This window comes from Bradyrhizobium agreste (assembly GCF_016031625.1).
GTDB lineage: Bacteria > Pseudomonadota > Alphaproteobacteria > Rhizobiales > Xanthobacteraceae > Bradyrhizobium > Bradyrhizobium agreste.
Genome location: NZ_JACCHP010000029.1, coordinates 39,941 through 53,854, shown reverse-complemented (window position 1 = coordinate 53,854; position 13,914 = coordinate 39,941). Strand labels below are relative to the sequence as shown.

The 13,914-nt window shown below is 65.1% G+C and carries 13 protein-coding genes; 4 read left to right on the top strand and 9 right to left on the bottom strand.

Going from position 1 to position 13,914, the window contains the following annotated elements; translation table 11 throughout:
• Window positions 1–296: 296 nt before the first annotated feature.
• The gene (locus HZZ13_RS32670) at window positions 297–1,253 is read left to right on the top strand and encodes a hypothetical protein (RefSeq protein WP_197963559.1); all 957 of its coding nucleotides are present in this window, start codon (window positions 297–299) and stop codon (window positions 1,251–1,253) included.
• Here HZZ13_RS32670 and HZZ13_RS32665 read toward each other — a convergent pair.
• A complete protein-coding gene (locus HZZ13_RS32665; RefSeq protein ID WP_197963558.1) occupies window positions 1,250–2,065 on the bottom strand; it encodes a helix-turn-helix transcriptional regulator in 816 nt (271 codons plus the stop codon). The two genes, HZZ13_RS32670 and HZZ13_RS32665, sit on opposite strands and share 4 nt — an antisense overlap.
• A 171-nt stretch (window positions 2,066–2,236) precedes the next feature.
• Here HZZ13_RS32665 and HZZ13_RS32660 point away from each other — a divergent pair, with 171 nt between their 5' ends.
• On the top strand, window positions 2,237–3,511 hold the full coding sequence (locus tag HZZ13_RS32660) for an SDR family oxidoreductase (protein ID WP_197963557.1): 1,275 nt from the start codon (window positions 2,237–2,239) through the stop codon (window positions 3,509–3,511).
• Window positions 3,511–3,990: a DUF2269 family protein gene (locus tag HZZ13_RS32655; protein WP_197963556.1), complete on the top strand. Its 480-nt coding sequence runs from the start codon at window positions 3,511–3,513 to the stop codon at window positions 3,988–3,990. The genes HZZ13_RS32660 and HZZ13_RS32655 overlap by 1 nt, the downstream gene beginning before the upstream one ends.
• A 318-nt stretch (window positions 3,991–4,308) precedes the next feature.
• On the opposite strand, the gene HZZ13_RS32650 is transcribed toward HZZ13_RS32655, so the two are convergent.
• On the bottom strand, window positions 4,309–5,010 hold the full coding sequence (locus HZZ13_RS32650) for an HAD family hydrolase (protein ID WP_197963555.1): 702 nt from the start codon (window positions 5,008–5,010) through the stop codon (window positions 4,309–4,311).
• A gap of 155 nt (window positions 5,011–5,165) precedes the next feature.
• Here HZZ13_RS32650 and HZZ13_RS32645 point away from each other — a divergent pair, with 155 nt between their 5' ends.
• Window positions 5,166–5,618 carry a nuclear transport factor 2 family protein gene (locus HZZ13_RS32645; RefSeq protein ID WP_197963554.1) on the top strand — a complete coding sequence of 151 codons (453 nt, stop codon included), beginning with the start codon at window positions 5,166–5,168 and terminating at the stop codon, window positions 5,616–5,618.
• Between the two features lie 123 nt (window positions 5,619–5,741).
• On the opposite strand, the gene HZZ13_RS32640 is transcribed toward HZZ13_RS32645, so the two are convergent.
• The 7 genes from HZZ13_RS32640 to HZZ13_RS32610 form a co-directional block, all read right to left on the bottom strand.
• Complete coding sequence (locus HZZ13_RS32640; protein ID WP_197963553.1) at window positions 5,742–5,933, bottom strand: hypothetical protein; 192 nt, start codon at window positions 5,931–5,933, stop codon at window positions 5,742–5,744.
• Window positions 5,934–6,155: 222 nt separating this feature from the next.
• Complete coding sequence (locus HZZ13_RS32635) at window positions 6,156–6,566, bottom strand: acyl-CoA thioesterase (protein ID WP_197963552.1); 411 nt, start codon at window positions 6,564–6,566, stop codon at window positions 6,156–6,158.
• A gap of 17 nt (window positions 6,567–6,583) precedes the next feature.
• Window positions 6,584–8,680 carry a 3-hydroxyacyl-CoA dehydrogenase NAD-binding domain-containing protein gene (locus HZZ13_RS32630; RefSeq protein ID WP_197963551.1) on the bottom strand — a complete coding sequence of 699 codons (2,097 nt, stop codon included), beginning with the start codon at window positions 8,678–8,680 and terminating at the stop codon, window positions 6,584–6,586.
• A gap of 2 nt (window positions 8,681–8,682) precedes the next feature.
• Window positions 8,683–9,966, bottom strand: coding sequence for an acetyl-CoA C-acetyltransferase (locus tag HZZ13_RS32625; protein ID WP_197963550.1), 1,284 nt, complete (start codon window positions 9,964–9,966; stop codon window positions 8,683–8,685).
• On the bottom strand, window positions 9,966–12,233 hold the full coding sequence (locus tag HZZ13_RS32620) for an acyl-CoA dehydrogenase (RefSeq protein WP_197963549.1): 2,268 nt from the start codon (window positions 12,231–12,233) through the stop codon (window positions 9,966–9,968). Before HZZ13_RS32620 ends, HZZ13_RS32625 begins: the two co-directional genes overlap by 1 nt.
• A gap of 298 nt (window positions 12,234–12,531) precedes the next feature.
• Window positions 12,532–13,155 carry a flavin reductase family protein gene (locus HZZ13_RS32615; RefSeq protein ID WP_197963548.1) on the bottom strand — a complete coding sequence of 208 codons (624 nt, stop codon included), beginning with the start codon at window positions 13,153–13,155 and terminating at the stop codon, window positions 12,532–12,534.
• A gap of 133 nt (window positions 13,156–13,288) precedes the next feature.
• Window positions 13,289–13,888 (bottom strand): TetR/AcrR family transcriptional regulator, encoded by a 600-nt coding sequence (locus tag HZZ13_RS32610; RefSeq protein ID WP_197963547.1) that lies wholly within the window; start codon window positions 13,886–13,888, stop codon window positions 13,289–13,291.
• Window positions 13,889–13,914 lie beyond the last annotated feature (26 nt).

The window sequence follows — 13,914 nt, the reverse complement described above, 5'->3', positions numbered from 1 at the left end:
AACCGCGGGCATTCGCAGGGCGCCCCCCTCACTCGGCAGGGCAATCGCATATGGTGCGCACGGTGCGGCGGCATCGGCACTGGGCTCCCTCCCCCGCTTGCGGGGGAGGGTTGGGGAGAGGGTGTTTCCGCGTCGGGATTGTTGAGGATTGCAGAAGATTTCCCTGCGCGGCGAGAGCCCTCACCCGCCGCGCTCTGCGAGCGCGTCGGCCTCTCCCGCAAGCGGGAGAGGCGGAGCAAACCCGCGGATAGGCTCGCGATAGGTACCGCAGACTAAGCGTTCGCCAGCGAGCGACCATGCGTCAGCCAATGGTCGATCTGCCAAGTCTCGTAACCAAGCAATTCGCCGAAGCGCCGTTCGCGATCATAGGACCAAACTCCGGGTTCGTTCAGCAGCGCAAGCATGGCATCGATCCGCCACTCGTGACCGGGCAATGTGTAGAACAGCATCCGATATTCGAGTCGTGGCGACTCGGGACATGGCTCGATCAACTCGCGTTTTGTCAGGCGGCCTTCAGCGACATGCCGGTCGAACATGCGCCAATACCGAATACAGATATCTGGTTCACGGCCAACGAAATCCGCGAAATATGCGAGGGGCTTGGTACCCCGGAGCATCAGGCCGAGCTCTCTGTTGGTGTGAACCAAATAGGGCAGTTGACGACGCCATTCGGAATGCATGTCGAGCATATTGGCCGCGCAACGTTAATTTCCGCTAAGGGGGGTCCGCGCCCGAACGTTCCAGAGCGAAAAGCCGACCCCGGCTTCCGACCCAATCCAGACAATTGCAACGAATTCCATGGCGCTGCCACTGCCACCTCGTCATGGCGGCGCGCTTCATCGTGGCCAAGGCATCTCGCAAAGAAACGACTAACCACGTTGCGGCGACTGCATGCTAACGACCACGCCGCCTACAGCAGCCGCGCGATAGCGTATCTGCGCAAGGGCGACCTCCGTCGCGCCTTCGCGGACGTCGACCGGGGGCAGGCGGTATCCTGGCTAACTTCCGGAATGACCGTCGGAGCCGCCGGACCAACCGTCATTCTGGCTGGGTCCAAAGTTCGCATTGTTTCGATCCGGCGGGACCCTCATGCCCTGGAAAAAGGCATAGCCAATGAATCCCAGCAGGGCGATCAGACAGATAAGTGCGAGAAGCCAGTCTGGCATGTTCTCAACCTCGGATCGACCCTGCGCGCGGCAATCGCATCGGATGATAGGCCAAATGCTTCAACTAGAGATCCGACCAAATGCTAAAATTGGATGGACACAGAGATCGCGGACTTGGAGCCACCTAGTTCAGGCCGCGGACCGGCCAGCAGCCGCAGCACGATCGCAAATAACTCGCTCTGCGAGGAGATGCCGAGCCGCTCATAGGCGCGCTTGCGGTAGGTCAGGGTCGAATGCAGGCTGATGCCGAGCGCTTGCGAGATCGCCTCTGAGCTGAAGCCTGCGAGAATACGGCGGCAGACCTCCTGCTCGCGCGGGGTGAGCGTGGAAAGCGGCGCGCGCGTCGCGAACAGGGTCGCAAGATCGGGCGTCGGCTTCTCCTGGAAATGGCGCGCGACGCTGGCTGCGATCGCCGGCGCGATCGTCCCGAGCCGCTCGCGCTGCGCGGCGCTGAAGCGGCCCTGCGCGGCGATCCGATAGAAGTTGACGTAGAAGCAGATGTCACCGTTCCAGATCGCGGTCGCACATTTGTCGACGATGCCGGAATCCTGGAAGAAGATCTTGCGGTAGCGCGCGCCGTACATGCGCGGCGCGAAGTGAGGCAGCATGATCGGCGCGCCGCCCTCGCCTTCGAACAGCGCATCGCGGTTGGGATCGGTTTCGTGAAACTGGCCGGCATAGGCGGCGCCGAGATCGCCGCCGATCGGGATGTTGCCGGCATCGAGCAGACAGCTCGCCGCGCCGGCCCGGCTCAACGCGAACACCATGCAATGGCCGACATCGGCCTGCCGCCGCAACGTGTCGATGAGGACATCGGGAAAATCGGAGCGGCCGATCGCAAGCACCGCGGGCGTGACATCGCCGGCCGCAAAGCCTGAATCTGTCCCGTTGGGCCGCATCGCTCTCTCCCGGTCGCTTTCTTGTGGCTTTGTGCCGATTTGTAGCAGCAGCGCGGTCGGGTTCGCCAGGCCAATCGGTTCCGCCTGGAGGAACAAGCGCCGTGGCCCCGCTTTGTTCGTCCGATGAGATCAGCCGTTATCGGCATTCGGTAGCCGATCGAAGGAGCAGTCATGCGAATTCTCCTCGTTGGCGGTACAGGATTTCTCGGCTCGGCGATCCACGCCAGGCTGTCGGCCGAAGGCTACGAATGTCTATCGGTGTCGCGCCACCCGGCTGCAGATCGCGATCGGCGCCACATCAGCCTCGACGTCACCCGCACAACCGATCCCTCGCAATGGAAGGGCATCCTTGCGGGCGTCGATGCGGTGATCAACCTGGCCGGAGCGCTCCAGGGACGGGATCTGCACGGGGTTCATGTCGCCGGCAGCGCGGCACTCTACAGCGCCTGCGAAAGCGCAGGCGTCCGCCGCGTCGTCCTGTTCTCGGCGATCGGCAGCAATGTCGATGCCCCCAGCGATTTTTCTCGTACCAAGCGGGAGGGCGAAGCCGCCTTGATGGCGCGCGACCTCGATTGGGTCATCCTGCGACCCTCCGTCGTGATCGGCCGCGCCGCCTATGGCGGCAGCGCGCTGTTGCGAGGGCTGGCGGCGCTGCCGGTTCTGCCGGTCATGCCGGACACGGCCGCAATTCAACCGGTGCATCTCGACGAGGTCGTTGAGACCGTGCTGTTCTTCCTGCAGCCGGGCGCGCCTTCCCGCATCGCCATCGATCTGGCCGGCCCACGGCCAATCGCCTTCAGCGACGCGGTCGCGCTGTTTCGGGCCTGGCTGCGCTGGAGGCCGGCGTACCGCCTGCAGCTGCCATCCTGGGTGGCTTCGGTTGCTTACCGCGCGGGAGACGTTGCGCAGACGCTGGGATGGCGAACGCCCATCAACACGACGGCACAGGCGGAAATGCGCCGCGGTGCGACCGGCGATCCCGAGCCCTGGCGTCGGTTGACCGGCACTCCACCGCGCGATCTCGAAGCCGCGCTCGCGCGCGAGCCTGCCTCGGTGCAGGAGCGCTGGTTTGCACGGCTGTATGCGCTCAAGCCGCTGATCTTCGGCGTCTTCGGCCTGTTCTGGATCGCTACAGGCATCATCTCGCTGAGCGCGGGCTGGGACATCGGCATGTCGTTGCTGCTAGAAGGCGGGCTGCAGGGGAACGTCGCGGCGCTCACCGTCACCGCAGGCGCGCTCGCCGACATCGTCATCGGGCTTGCCATTCTCTGGCGGCCTCTAAGCCGTTACGGGCTCTGGGCAGCATTGATCATCTCGCTCACCTACGCCGTGATCGGCACGGCGCTGGTGCCGCGGCTATGGGCCGATCCGCTGGGACCGATGCTGAAGATCTGGCCGGTGATCATGCTCAACCTGGTCGCCATGGCGATCCGGGAGGATCGCTGATGCTCTATTTCCTCATGAAGATGGCGCACATCATCGGCGCTGCCGTGCTGCTCGGCACCGGGGCCGGCATCGCCTTCTTCATGCTGATGGCACATCTGCGCGGCGACCCGCGCGAGATCGCGGGCGTGGCGCGGACGGTGGTGCTGGCCGACTTCCTGTTCACGGCGAGTGCCGTGATCCTGCAGCCAATCACGGGCACGTGGCTCGCCTGGTCGAGCGGGTATTCCCTCGGCGACGGCTGGGTGGCGGCGTCGATTGCACTGTATCTCGTGATCGGCGCCTTCTGGCTGCCGGTGGTGTGGATGCAGATGCAGATGCGCGATCTCGCCGTCGCGGCGGTCGCGAGCAAGGGCGAGCTGCCCGCCCGGTATCACCATCTCTTCCGATGGTGGTTCGCCTTCGGCTTTCCGGCTTTCGCCGCCGTGCTGATCATCTTCTGGCTGATGATCGCCCGTCCGGCCATCCCATACTGGGATTAGATCGGCGCCTTCCAGCTTGATGGGCTGCTCATTGCGCCCGTTTCCAAACGGCCCGCGCCGGATTTCCGCAAGCTGAAAGTGCCGAGCCGGATGTTCTTCGCGCTGGCTTGCGGCAGCCAGGAAGGATTCCGGCGAGGGCGAGTGCGAATATTCGCAGCGGGGCTAGTCGCGCCCCAGGGCTATCGCATTCGAGAGCTTTTCTCTGCGGCCATCCTTCGAGACGCCCGCTTGAGGCGGGCTCCTCGGGATGAGGGCAGAATGCGCGGCAGTCGCTTCAACGGGCGTTGACGCCCATGAGCCTCATCATGGAGAGGCGCGTCAGCGCCGTCTCGAACACCACGCCATGGCACTTTCGAGACGCGCGAGCAGCGTCGGGTCGTCGAAGGCGCTCGCGGACGCGACCGCGCCTGCTCCAACCAGGTCAGCATGGCTGAGGCTGGTGCGGATGCCGATGGTCGGAATGCCGGCCGCCGTTGCGGACTGCACGCCGGTGCGGGAATCCTCGAATGCGATCGAGGTTTCCGGCCTCGCGCCGACGTAACGCAGCCCTTCCTGGTAGGGCAGCGGATGCGGCTTGCCGTGCGGCAGCTCGGCGCCAATCACGAGCGCCTTGAAACGATGCGTGATGCCGAGACCGGAGAGCAGCAGCTCGGCGTTGAGACGCGGCGCGTTGGTCACCGCGACCATGGGAATGCCGGCGTCATCGGCGCGGTCGAGCAGCGCCATCAAGCCCGGCAGCGGTGCGATCTGCCCGGCCACCAGGGTGCGGAAGACCTCTTCCTTCTCTTCGAGGATCAGGGCGCGCCGCTCCGGCATCTCATGGGCCAGGAAGCGCTCGCCGATGGCGACATTGGCGAAGCCCTGCAGCTCGCGGGAGAAACGTGCGTGATCGAAGACATGTCCGTGCGGACCGAGCACCTGGTTGAAAGCCTTCAAGTGCAACGGATCGGTGTCGGCGAGCGTGCCGTCAATGTCGAACAACAACGCCCGGCTCATTCCATCGTGTTTGGTCTCGATCATTTCCGTACTTTCCCAAATGCGCGACGCATCGATGCGGAAGGCGTATCAATACAGCCTCGATCGCGCAATGACGCATCCACATGATCCGCAGGTGACACTCGACAAACCCGCGTGTGACTGCAACACTGGTTGCAAGATCAAAAAAGGAGGAAACAATGACGATCAATCGACGCGATCTGTGTCTCTCGACTCTCGCCGTCTCCGCGCTTGCGTTCGCGAGACCAGCGCTCGCCGCTTCGGCAGACGAGGAAGCCGTGGCCAAGAGGGTCGAGGCCTTCCGCCTCGCCCAGATCGCGGCCGATCCCAAGGCGCTCGGCGCGCTGTGCGCGGAGGAGCTGAGCTACAGCCATTCCAGCGGCAAGGTCGAGGACAAGGCGACGTTCATCGCCAACGCAACCGACGGCAAGTCGAAGTTTCTGTCCATCGAGTACAAGGACCCCACCATCAAGGTCGTCGGCCCCACGGCGATCGTGCGTTTCCACTGGCTGGGCGAACAGGAGATGGCGGCCGATGGGAAGAAAGTATCGACCAACCTTCACATCCTGATGAACTGGCAGAAGCAAGGCGACGAGTGGAAGCTCTTGTCGCGGGCGGCGACGAAATTGTGATCATAGCCGTCATTCCGGGACGCGCCGAAAGGCGCGGGCCCGGAATCCATTGGTCGGCAATTTCTGCAGCAGGATAGATTCCGGGTTCGCGCTTTCGCGCGCCCCGGAATGACCAGCAGGCGCTTACGCCGCCTCCTTCACATCGCCGTTGAGCAGCCTGCGCGCGGCGCGCTCGGCTTCGCGGGCGTTGCGGAAGAGCTGGCCTTCGAGACGGTTGAAGCGGTGCGACGAGGCGAAGAAGCAGTAGCCTCCCTGGGAACGAACGACGATACCTGCGGTCTGCGAATCGACTTCGATGATGTAGCTGTCCGGCATGGTCCGTGGATTCCTCAGTGCGGGCAAACAACGGTGCTCCTGCCCAAAAGTTCCCAAGGGCATTTGGCCGTTTCCACCCCGAATCGACACGCAATTGAGTACGCCGGGACCTCATCCGTTTTATGACTGGTTCTTGGCGAAGCCGCGACGCGGTTGACTTGCTCGTGCCGCGTTTTGCGGCGCTGCAAAGCCTCGCAAGATAAGGCAGAGCGTCGCGCGCGATTACGTCGCGATCGGCGGATCCTCTCGCTGGATCGCCTGCGGACGGCCGTGGTCATCGATCGAGACGTAGGTGAAATGACCGTCGGTGACGAGGAACGGATGCAGCTCCTTGCGCCGCAATGCCCAGGCTTCGAGATGCACGGTCAGCGAGGTGCGCCCGACGCGCACGAGATTGGCATAGACCGAGACGAGATCGCCGACATAGACCGCTTTGCGAAAATTCATCGCCTCGATCGCGACCGTCACGGTGCGCGACCGCGCGACCTTCGAAGCGAACACTCCGCCGCCGACGTCCATCTGGCTCAACAACCAGCCGCCGAAGATGTCGCCGTTGGCATTGGTGTCGGCCGGCATCGCCAGCGTGCGGATGCAGAGATCGCCGCTCGGCGCGGTCGTGGCTTGCTCGTTCATGCCTCTCTCGAGATTGCTCACTTGAAATTGTCCCAGCCCGGATCCGGCGCGAAACGCGCGCCGAATCGTTCAGCCAGCGCGCGCAGGGTGGATACAATGTTTTCCACGCCGCGCGTTCGCGCATAATTCAGCGGACCACCGCGGAAGGGTGCATAACCGGTCCCGAAGATCATCGCGCCGTCGACGGCGTCGGCATCGTCGACGATGCCCTCGCGAAGGGCCGCGACGCAGACATTGGACATCGGCAGCACCAGGCGGTCGATCATCTGGTCGGTGACGCGCGGTCCGGTCTCCGGCAACGGCGTCTTCTCCGCCTTGCCGTCCTTCCAGGTATAAAAGCCCTTGCCGGTCTTGCGGCCGAGCTCGCCCTTGGCGACCTTGTCGCGTAGCCAGGCCGGCGTCGGCGGCAGGAGATCGCCGAACTTGGTGCGCAGCATGTCGCCGACATCGAGGCAGATGTCGAGCCCGACCTGATCGGCCAGCTCGATCGGACCCATCGGCATGCCGAACTGCTCAGCCGCTTCATCGATCAGGCGCTGGTCGATCTTCTCGTCCAGCATCACCATCGCTTCGAGCATGTAGGGCGTCAGCGCGCGGTTGACGAGGAAGCCAGGCGAGCTCTTCACAGGCAAAGGCAGGCGGTCGATCGCCCCGACGAAGGCGAGCGCCTGTTTGAGCACTTGTGCATCGTTGCCGTCGTGACTGACGACCTCGACCAGCTGCAGCCGCGACACCGGGTTGAAGAAATGCAGGCCGACCAGCCGCTCCGGCCGCGCCAGCGTGGTGCGCAGGTCCTGCAGCGGAATGCTGGACGTGTTGGTCGCAAGGATCGCGCCCGGTTTCATGCGCGGCTCGATGCCGGCATAGACCTTCTGTTTCAGCTCGAGCTTTTCCGGCACCGCCTCGATGATGAGATCGGCGTTGCGGACGCCCTCACCGTCCATATCGGGGATCAGGCGATCGAGCGCGTCGCGCACGTCGGTGGGCTTGCGGATGATCTTGCCGTAGAGGTCGGCCGCGCGCTTCACCGCGCCCGCGATCGGCTCGGGCTTCATGTCGGCGAGCGAGACGCGAAGGCCCTGCCCCGCACACCAGGCCGCGATGTCGCCGCCCATCGCGCCGGCGCCGATGACGTGGACATGCTTCACCGTACTGCCGGCGCCTGCCGCCTTCTTCATCTGCTCGCGCAGGAAGAAAACGCGGATCAGGTTCTGCGCGGTCGGCGTCACCATCAGCTTGGCGAACGAGGCCTGCTCGGCCTTCAGCATCGCGGACTTGCTGCCGCCATGCGCTTCCCAGAGATCGATCAGCGCATAGGGCGCTGGATAATGCTCGCGCGATGCAGCCTTCACGGCCTCCGAGCGCATGCGCTTGGCCAGCAGGCCGCGCACCGGTCCGAGATTGGCGGCGCGCGTGAGCAGACCGGGCTTGGCCCGCTTCATACGGCCGAACAGCGCATCCTTCACCGCGCCCTGGACATGCCGCTCCTGCGTCACTGTGTCGACGAGGCCGAGCGCCCTGGCGCGGCGCGCGTCGATGGTTCGGCCGGTCAGCATCAGCGCCATCGACTGGGTCGGATTGACCAGCGCGGTGAACCGCGCCGTGCCGCCGAGACCAGGATGCAGGCCGAGCATCACCTCCGGGAAACCGAAGCGCGCGCCCTCGATGGCGATGCGCGCCTGGCAGACCAGCGCCACCTCGAGCCCACCGCCAAGGCAGAAGCCGTGGATGACTGCGACGGTCGGCAGCCTTAGCGCTTCCAGATGATCGACCACCGCATGCGCGGCGCGGATGCGCGTCTCCACCATGCCGGGATCGCTGGCCCCGCGGAATTCGTTGACGTCGGCGCCGGCAATGAAGCCGGACGGCTTTGCCGAGCGGATGACGAGACCGGCGGGACGTTCGGTCTCGATTGCCGCGAGCACCGCGTCGAACTCCTCCATCACCTCGGAGGACAGCGTGTTGGCGCTGGCGCCAGCGCGATCAAACAGCAGCCAGGCGACGCCATCCGCATCGCGGGTGAGCTTGAAGTTCTTGTAGGGACCATCCGACGCGGGACGCGGCCCGAGCTCCAGCACGCGATCGGCGAGCACGGTCATGATCTTGGAATCCATGGTCACACCGCCTCGATCAGCATGGCGCCGCCGAGCCCGCCGCCGATGCATTCGGTGGCCACACCACGGCGCGTGCCGAGCCGCTTCATCGCATTGACGAGATGCAGCACGATGCGGTTGCCGGAGGTGCCGACGGGATGGCCGAGCGAAATCGCGCCGCCGTCGACGTTCAGCCTCTCGCGGTCGATCTCGCCGGCCGCGCCGTCCAGCCCAAGAATCTCGCGGCAGAACTTGTCGTCCTTCCAGGCGGCAAGACAGCCGAGCACTTGCGTTGCGAAGGCCTCGTTCAGCTCCCAGGTCTCGACGTCCTTGAGGGTGAGGTCATTGCGCTTCAGCAGCGGGGTCACGGACATCACCGGACCGAGCCCCATGATGCTGGGGTCGAGCGCGGCCCAATGGCTGTCGACGATGACGGCCCTCGGCGTCAGCTTGTGCTTTGCAACGGCGGCGTCGGAGGCGAGGATCACCCAGGAGGCGCCGTCGGTGATCTGCGAGGAATTGCCGGCGGTGACCTGGCCCCACGGGCGCTCGAACACCGGCCGGAGCTTGGCGAGCGTCTCGGCCGTGGAGTCCGGACGCACGCCGTCGTCATGGTCGAAGAACTTGCCGTCGCGGGAAAACGCAGTCTCGACCTCACCCTTCAGATAACCCGCGCTTTGCGCATGTGCGAGCCGGCGGTGGCTCTCGGCTGCGTAGGCATCCGACTGCGCGCGCGTGATGCCGAAGAGATGACCGACGACCTCCGCGGTCTGGCCCATGTTCAGCTCGGTGACGGGATCGGTCAGGCCGCGCTCGAGGCCGATGATCGGCTTGAGATCGCGCGGCCTCAGCTTGAACGCCGAGGCGAGCTTCGCGGCCACGCCTTTGGCGGTGGCAAGGCCGGCGAACCAGCGCACGCCGGAATTCGGCCAGACCAGCGGCGCGTGGCTGAGCGCCTCGGTGCCTCCAGCCAAAATCATGTCGGCATGGCCTTCGCGGATATAGCGGTAGGCGGTGTCGATCGATTGCATGCCCGAGCCGCAATTGATCTGCACGGTGAAGGCGACCATGTCCTCACCCATGCCGAGCCGGAGCGCGGCGACGCGGGCCGGATTCATCTCGTCCGCGATCACGTTGACGCAGCCGAGGATGACCTGGTCGAAGCTGTCGGGCGAGAACGGCTGGCGCGCCAAGAGCGGCCGGCCACATTGCACGGCGAGATCGACCGGTGTGAACGGCCCTGGCCCCGAACGCGCCTTCAGGAACGGCGTCCGGCTGCCGTCGACGATGAATACCGGTCGTGCCATCAGCTCGCCGCCCTCTGATCACCGAGTTCCTGGAAGAACTGATGCACATTGACGGTTTTCTTGTAAATCGGCGACAGCGCCTCCGGCGCAAAATCATCGACCTCGATCACTTTTGTGACGGCTTCATGAGCTGCAGCAAGCTGCTCGCCCTCAGCCTGGGTGATCACGCCCTTGCTGACGGCCTCCTTCCAGTCGCGGATATGCGCAGCACGCATGCGCCTGGCGATCGCATCCGTCGCCGCGACCAGCTTGAACGCGCGCTCCAGCCGGGCAAAGCCGCCGTCGTCATCGACATAAGCGAGATCCGGCGTGAGGCGCTCGCGTGCCGCCGACGGCTCCAGCACGATGGCTGCGCATTGGTGCACGACGCGGTCGGACGGGCCGAGCACGCGGGCGCCGAACGGCTGCACCACCAGCTTGAGGAAGCCGGCGACGAAGCGGTTCGGCAGATTGGCCAGGATTTCGGCAAGCCGGCTCTCGATGGTTCGGAAGCCCGCCGCCATGCACCATTCCAGCGCGGCAAAGTCCTCCTTCTGTCGCCCCTCGTCCTGCCAGCGCTTCAGCGCGGCCGAGAGCAGATAGAGCTCGGACAGGATGTCGCCGAAACGGGCCGACAGCATTTCCTTGCGCTTGAGCGCGCCGCCGAGCGTCAGCAGCGCCATGTCGGCGCAGAGCGCGAACGCCGCGGAGTAGCGCGAGAGCTGGCGATAGAACGGCGTGGCATCGCCCGCATCGGGCACCGGCGAGAAGGCGCCAAAGGTCCAGCTGCGACCGAAGGCGCGGAAGAGTGTCCGGAAGTGATGGCCGACATGCTTCCAGAACGCCTTGTCGAACGCGCTGAGGCCGCGGTCGCGATCGCTATCCGCGAGCGCATTCATCTCGTCGAGCAGGTAAGGATGGGCGCGGATCGCTCCTTGCCCGAACACGATGAGATTGCGGGTCAGGATATTGGCGCCTTCGACCGTGATGCCGACGGGCACGGCGCGGTGGAGATTGCCGAGATAGTTTTGCGGACCGTCGATCACGGCCTTGCCGCCATGGATGTCCATGGCGTCATCGATCGCAGTGCGCATCCGCTCGGTCGCGTGCAGCTTCATGATGCCGGAGATGACGGCGGGATGGATGCCGGCATTGAGCGCCGCGCAGGTGAGCCGGCGTGCGGCATCGAGCTGGTAGGCGGTCGCGACGATGCGGGCGAGCGGCTCCTCGACGCCTTCGAACTTGGCGATCGAGATGCCGAACTGCTCGCGGATGCGGGCATAGGCGCCGGTGGTGCGCGCGGCATAGGCGGCCCCGGCCGCCGACAGCGACGGCAGCGAGATGCCGCGCCCGGCGGCAAGCGCGGTCATCAGCATCTTCCAGCCCTGCCCGAGCCGCTCCTTGCCGCCGATGACGTAGTCGAGCGGGATGAAGACGTCGCGGCCCCAGTTCGGGCCGTTCTGAAACACCTGCATCGAGGGCAGATGACGCTGCCCGATCTCGACGCCGGGCAGGTTCGTCGGGATCAGCGCCACGGTGATGCCGAGCTCTTCCTGATCGCCCACCAGATGATCGGGATCATAGGCCTTGAAGGCAAGGCCGAGCAGCGTCGCGACCGGGCCGAGCGTGATGTAGCGCTTGTGCCAGTTGAGGCGGAGGCCGACGACCTCGCGCCCCTCAAATTCGCCTTTGCAGATGATGCCGCTGTCGACCATCGAGGCGGCATCCGAGCCGGCTTCCGGGCTGGTGAGGCCGAAGCAGGGAATTTCGCGACCGTCGGCGAGGCGCGGCAGCCAGCGCTGCTGCTGCTCCAAAGTGCCGAAGCGCATCAGGAGCTCGCCCGGGCCGAGCGAGTTCGGCACCATCACGGTGACCGCGGCCGCGATCGAACGGGTCGAGATCTTGCGCACCACTTCCGAATGCGCGTAGGGCGAAAAGCCGAGGCCACCGAACTCCTTCGGAATGATCATGCCGAAGAACTTTTCGCGCTTGACGAAGTGCCAGACGTCCGGCGGCAGGTCGCGCGTTTCCCAAAAGATCTTCCACTCGTCGAGCATGGCGCAGAGCTCGTCGACGGGGCCATTGAGGAAGGCCCGCTCCTCGTCGGTCAATTTGGCCGGCGCAATTTTCAGCAGTTTCGTCCAGTCGGGATCGCCGGTGAAGAGATCGGCATCCCACCAGACGTCGCCCGCCTCCAGCGCCTCACTCTCGGTGTCGGACATCGCCGGCAGCACGCCGCGTGCCCGGGAGAAGATCGGCTTGGTGATGGTGTCGCGGCGGAAGCTCATGGCGGACCTCATGCATCGGCGCGGTTATCGGGCATTTTAGCGGAAATCGGCTGGCGGAGGCGAACATCTCGCCTGCAACATTGACGCGGCCGGGCGGCCGCCCGAGCCATAACGGCGGGGGCGTGGGTGCAGTTCCGGGAGAGGATGGGGGCTGAATGTCTCTCGGCTGTCATTCCGGGGCGACGCGCAGCGTCGAGCCCGGAATCCATCATGCGGCAGTGTCGGTGGAGGAATGGATTCCGGGTTCGCGCCTGACGGCGCGCCCCGGAATGACGTGTGGAGAGAACGGCGGCCCGGCCTAATCCGGCCGGACCATCTCGAACATGTTTTCCGGCTTGATCTCGAAATAATCGCCGCGACGGCCGGCGCGGACGATGGGGCGGGCGGCGGCGGTCTGGTAGACGCCGTCCTTGATCAAGGCCTTGTCGATGTGGACGGCGACGACTTCGCCGAGCGTCAGCCAGGCGTCGGCCTCCTTGCCATCGGCGCCCTTGAGGCGGACGATATCGGACACCTTGCACTCGAAGGCGACCGGGCTCTCGGCCACCCGCGGCACGTTGACGAGCTTGCCGGGCACGGCAGTCAGGCCCGCGACCTCGAACTCGTCGACCTCGGGGGCGACATGCGCGGCGGTCGCGTTCATGCGCTTGGCGAGATCCATCGTCGTGAGATTCCAGACGAACTCGCCGGTCTGCTGCATGTTCTCGACCGTGTCCTTCCAATTGGTCGAGGAGAAGCCGATGATCGGCGGCACGTAGCAGAAGGCATTGAAGAAGCTGTAGGGCGCGAGGTTGACGTGTCCCCTGGCGTCGCGCGAGGAGATCCAGCCGATCGGCCGCGGCGCGATGATGGCGTTGAAGGGATCGTGCTTGAGGCCGTGGCCCTTGGAGGGCTCGTAGAAGTATAGCTCTTTGTCGGTCACGCGCTTGCTTCTCCGCTCTCCGTCATTCCGGGGCGCGCGCAGCGCGAACCCGGAATCTCGAGATTCCGGGTTCGGTCCTGCGGACCGCCCCGGAATGACGGCAAGGACGTTATAGGAGAAACTTCCCGCCCCGTCAGTGGCGCGGCGACAGACCCGCGATGACGAAATCGATCATCTGGTCGATGGTGGGGCCCGGCTTGGTGGCGCACTGGGCGATCATCTGGGGGTGGAAGAAGCGGATCATCGCGGAACATGAGCAGAGCGCAGCCAGCTGCAGGTCCGGCGCCTCGAACTCCCCGGAGGCGACGCCTTGCGCGATCATCTGGCCGATCATTCCGGCAATGCACTCCATATGGGCGACGCAGACGTCCCAGTCCTCCTCCATCGCGATCGCGACCATCTCATGCAGCTTGTTGTCGCCGACATAGCGCTCGGTGTTCATGCGGTTGATGGTGGTGAGCAGCTCGCGGAAGCGCTCCTTGACCGGACCGGGCTTTGCCACGATCCGCTGCGCCTCCAGCTCGACCTCGCCCATCAACGAGCGGGCCACCGCCTGATGGATCGCCTTCTTCGATTCGAAGAAGCGATACACGTTGGCGGGGCTCATCCTGAGCTCCTTGGCGATGTCGCCGACGGTCGTCTTCTGGTAGCCGATCTGGCGGAACAGCCGCTCGGCCACCTCGAGGATGCGATCCCGGGTGTCGACTTCGATATGTTCCGAAACAAGGGCCATCAGCAGGACTCGTTGGTCAGCAGTCT

Coding starts and splice junctions, on each gene's coding strand:
- HZZ13_RS32670 (WP_197963559.1), top strand. CDS start 297: ATGCGTCAGCCAATGGTCGATCTGCCAAGTCTCGTAACCAAGCAATTC.
- HZZ13_RS32665 (WP_197963558.1), bottom strand. CDS start 2,065: ATGCGGCCCAACGGGACAGATTCAGGCTTTGCGGCCGGCGATGTCACG.
- HZZ13_RS32660 (WP_197963557.1), top strand. CDS start 2,237: ATGCGAATTCTCCTCGTTGGCGGTACAGGATTTCTCGGCTCGGCGATC.
- HZZ13_RS32655 (WP_197963556.1), top strand. CDS start 3,511: ATGCTCTATTTCCTCATGAAGATGGCGCACATCATCGGCGCTGCCGTG.
- HZZ13_RS32650 (WP_197963555.1), bottom strand. CDS start 5,010: ATGATCGAGACCAAACACGATGGAATGAGCCGGGCGTTGTTGTTCGAC.
- HZZ13_RS32645 (WP_197963554.1), top strand. CDS start 5,166: ATGACGATCAATCGACGCGATCTGTGTCTCTCGACTCTCGCCGTCTCC.
- HZZ13_RS32640 (WP_197963553.1), bottom strand. CDS start 5,933: ATGCCGGACAGCTACATCATCGAAGTCGATTCGCAGACCGCAGGTATC.
- HZZ13_RS32635 (WP_197963552.1), bottom strand. CDS start 6,566: ATGAACGAGCAAGCCACGACCGCGCCGAGCGGCGATCTCTGCATCCGC.
- HZZ13_RS32630 (WP_197963551.1), bottom strand. CDS start 8,680: ATGGATTCCAAGATCATGACCGTGCTCGCCGATCGCGTGCTGGAGCTC.
- HZZ13_RS32625 (WP_197963550.1), bottom strand. CDS start 9,966: ATGGCACGACCGGTATTCATCGTCGACGGCAGCCGGACGCCGTTCCTG.
- HZZ13_RS32620 (WP_197963549.1), bottom strand. CDS start 12,233: ATGAGCTTCCGCCGCGACACCATCACCAAGCCGATCTTCTCCCGGGCA.
- HZZ13_RS32610 (WP_197963547.1), bottom strand. CDS start 13,888: ATGGCCCTTGTTTCGGAACATATCGAAGTCGACACCCGGGATCGCATC.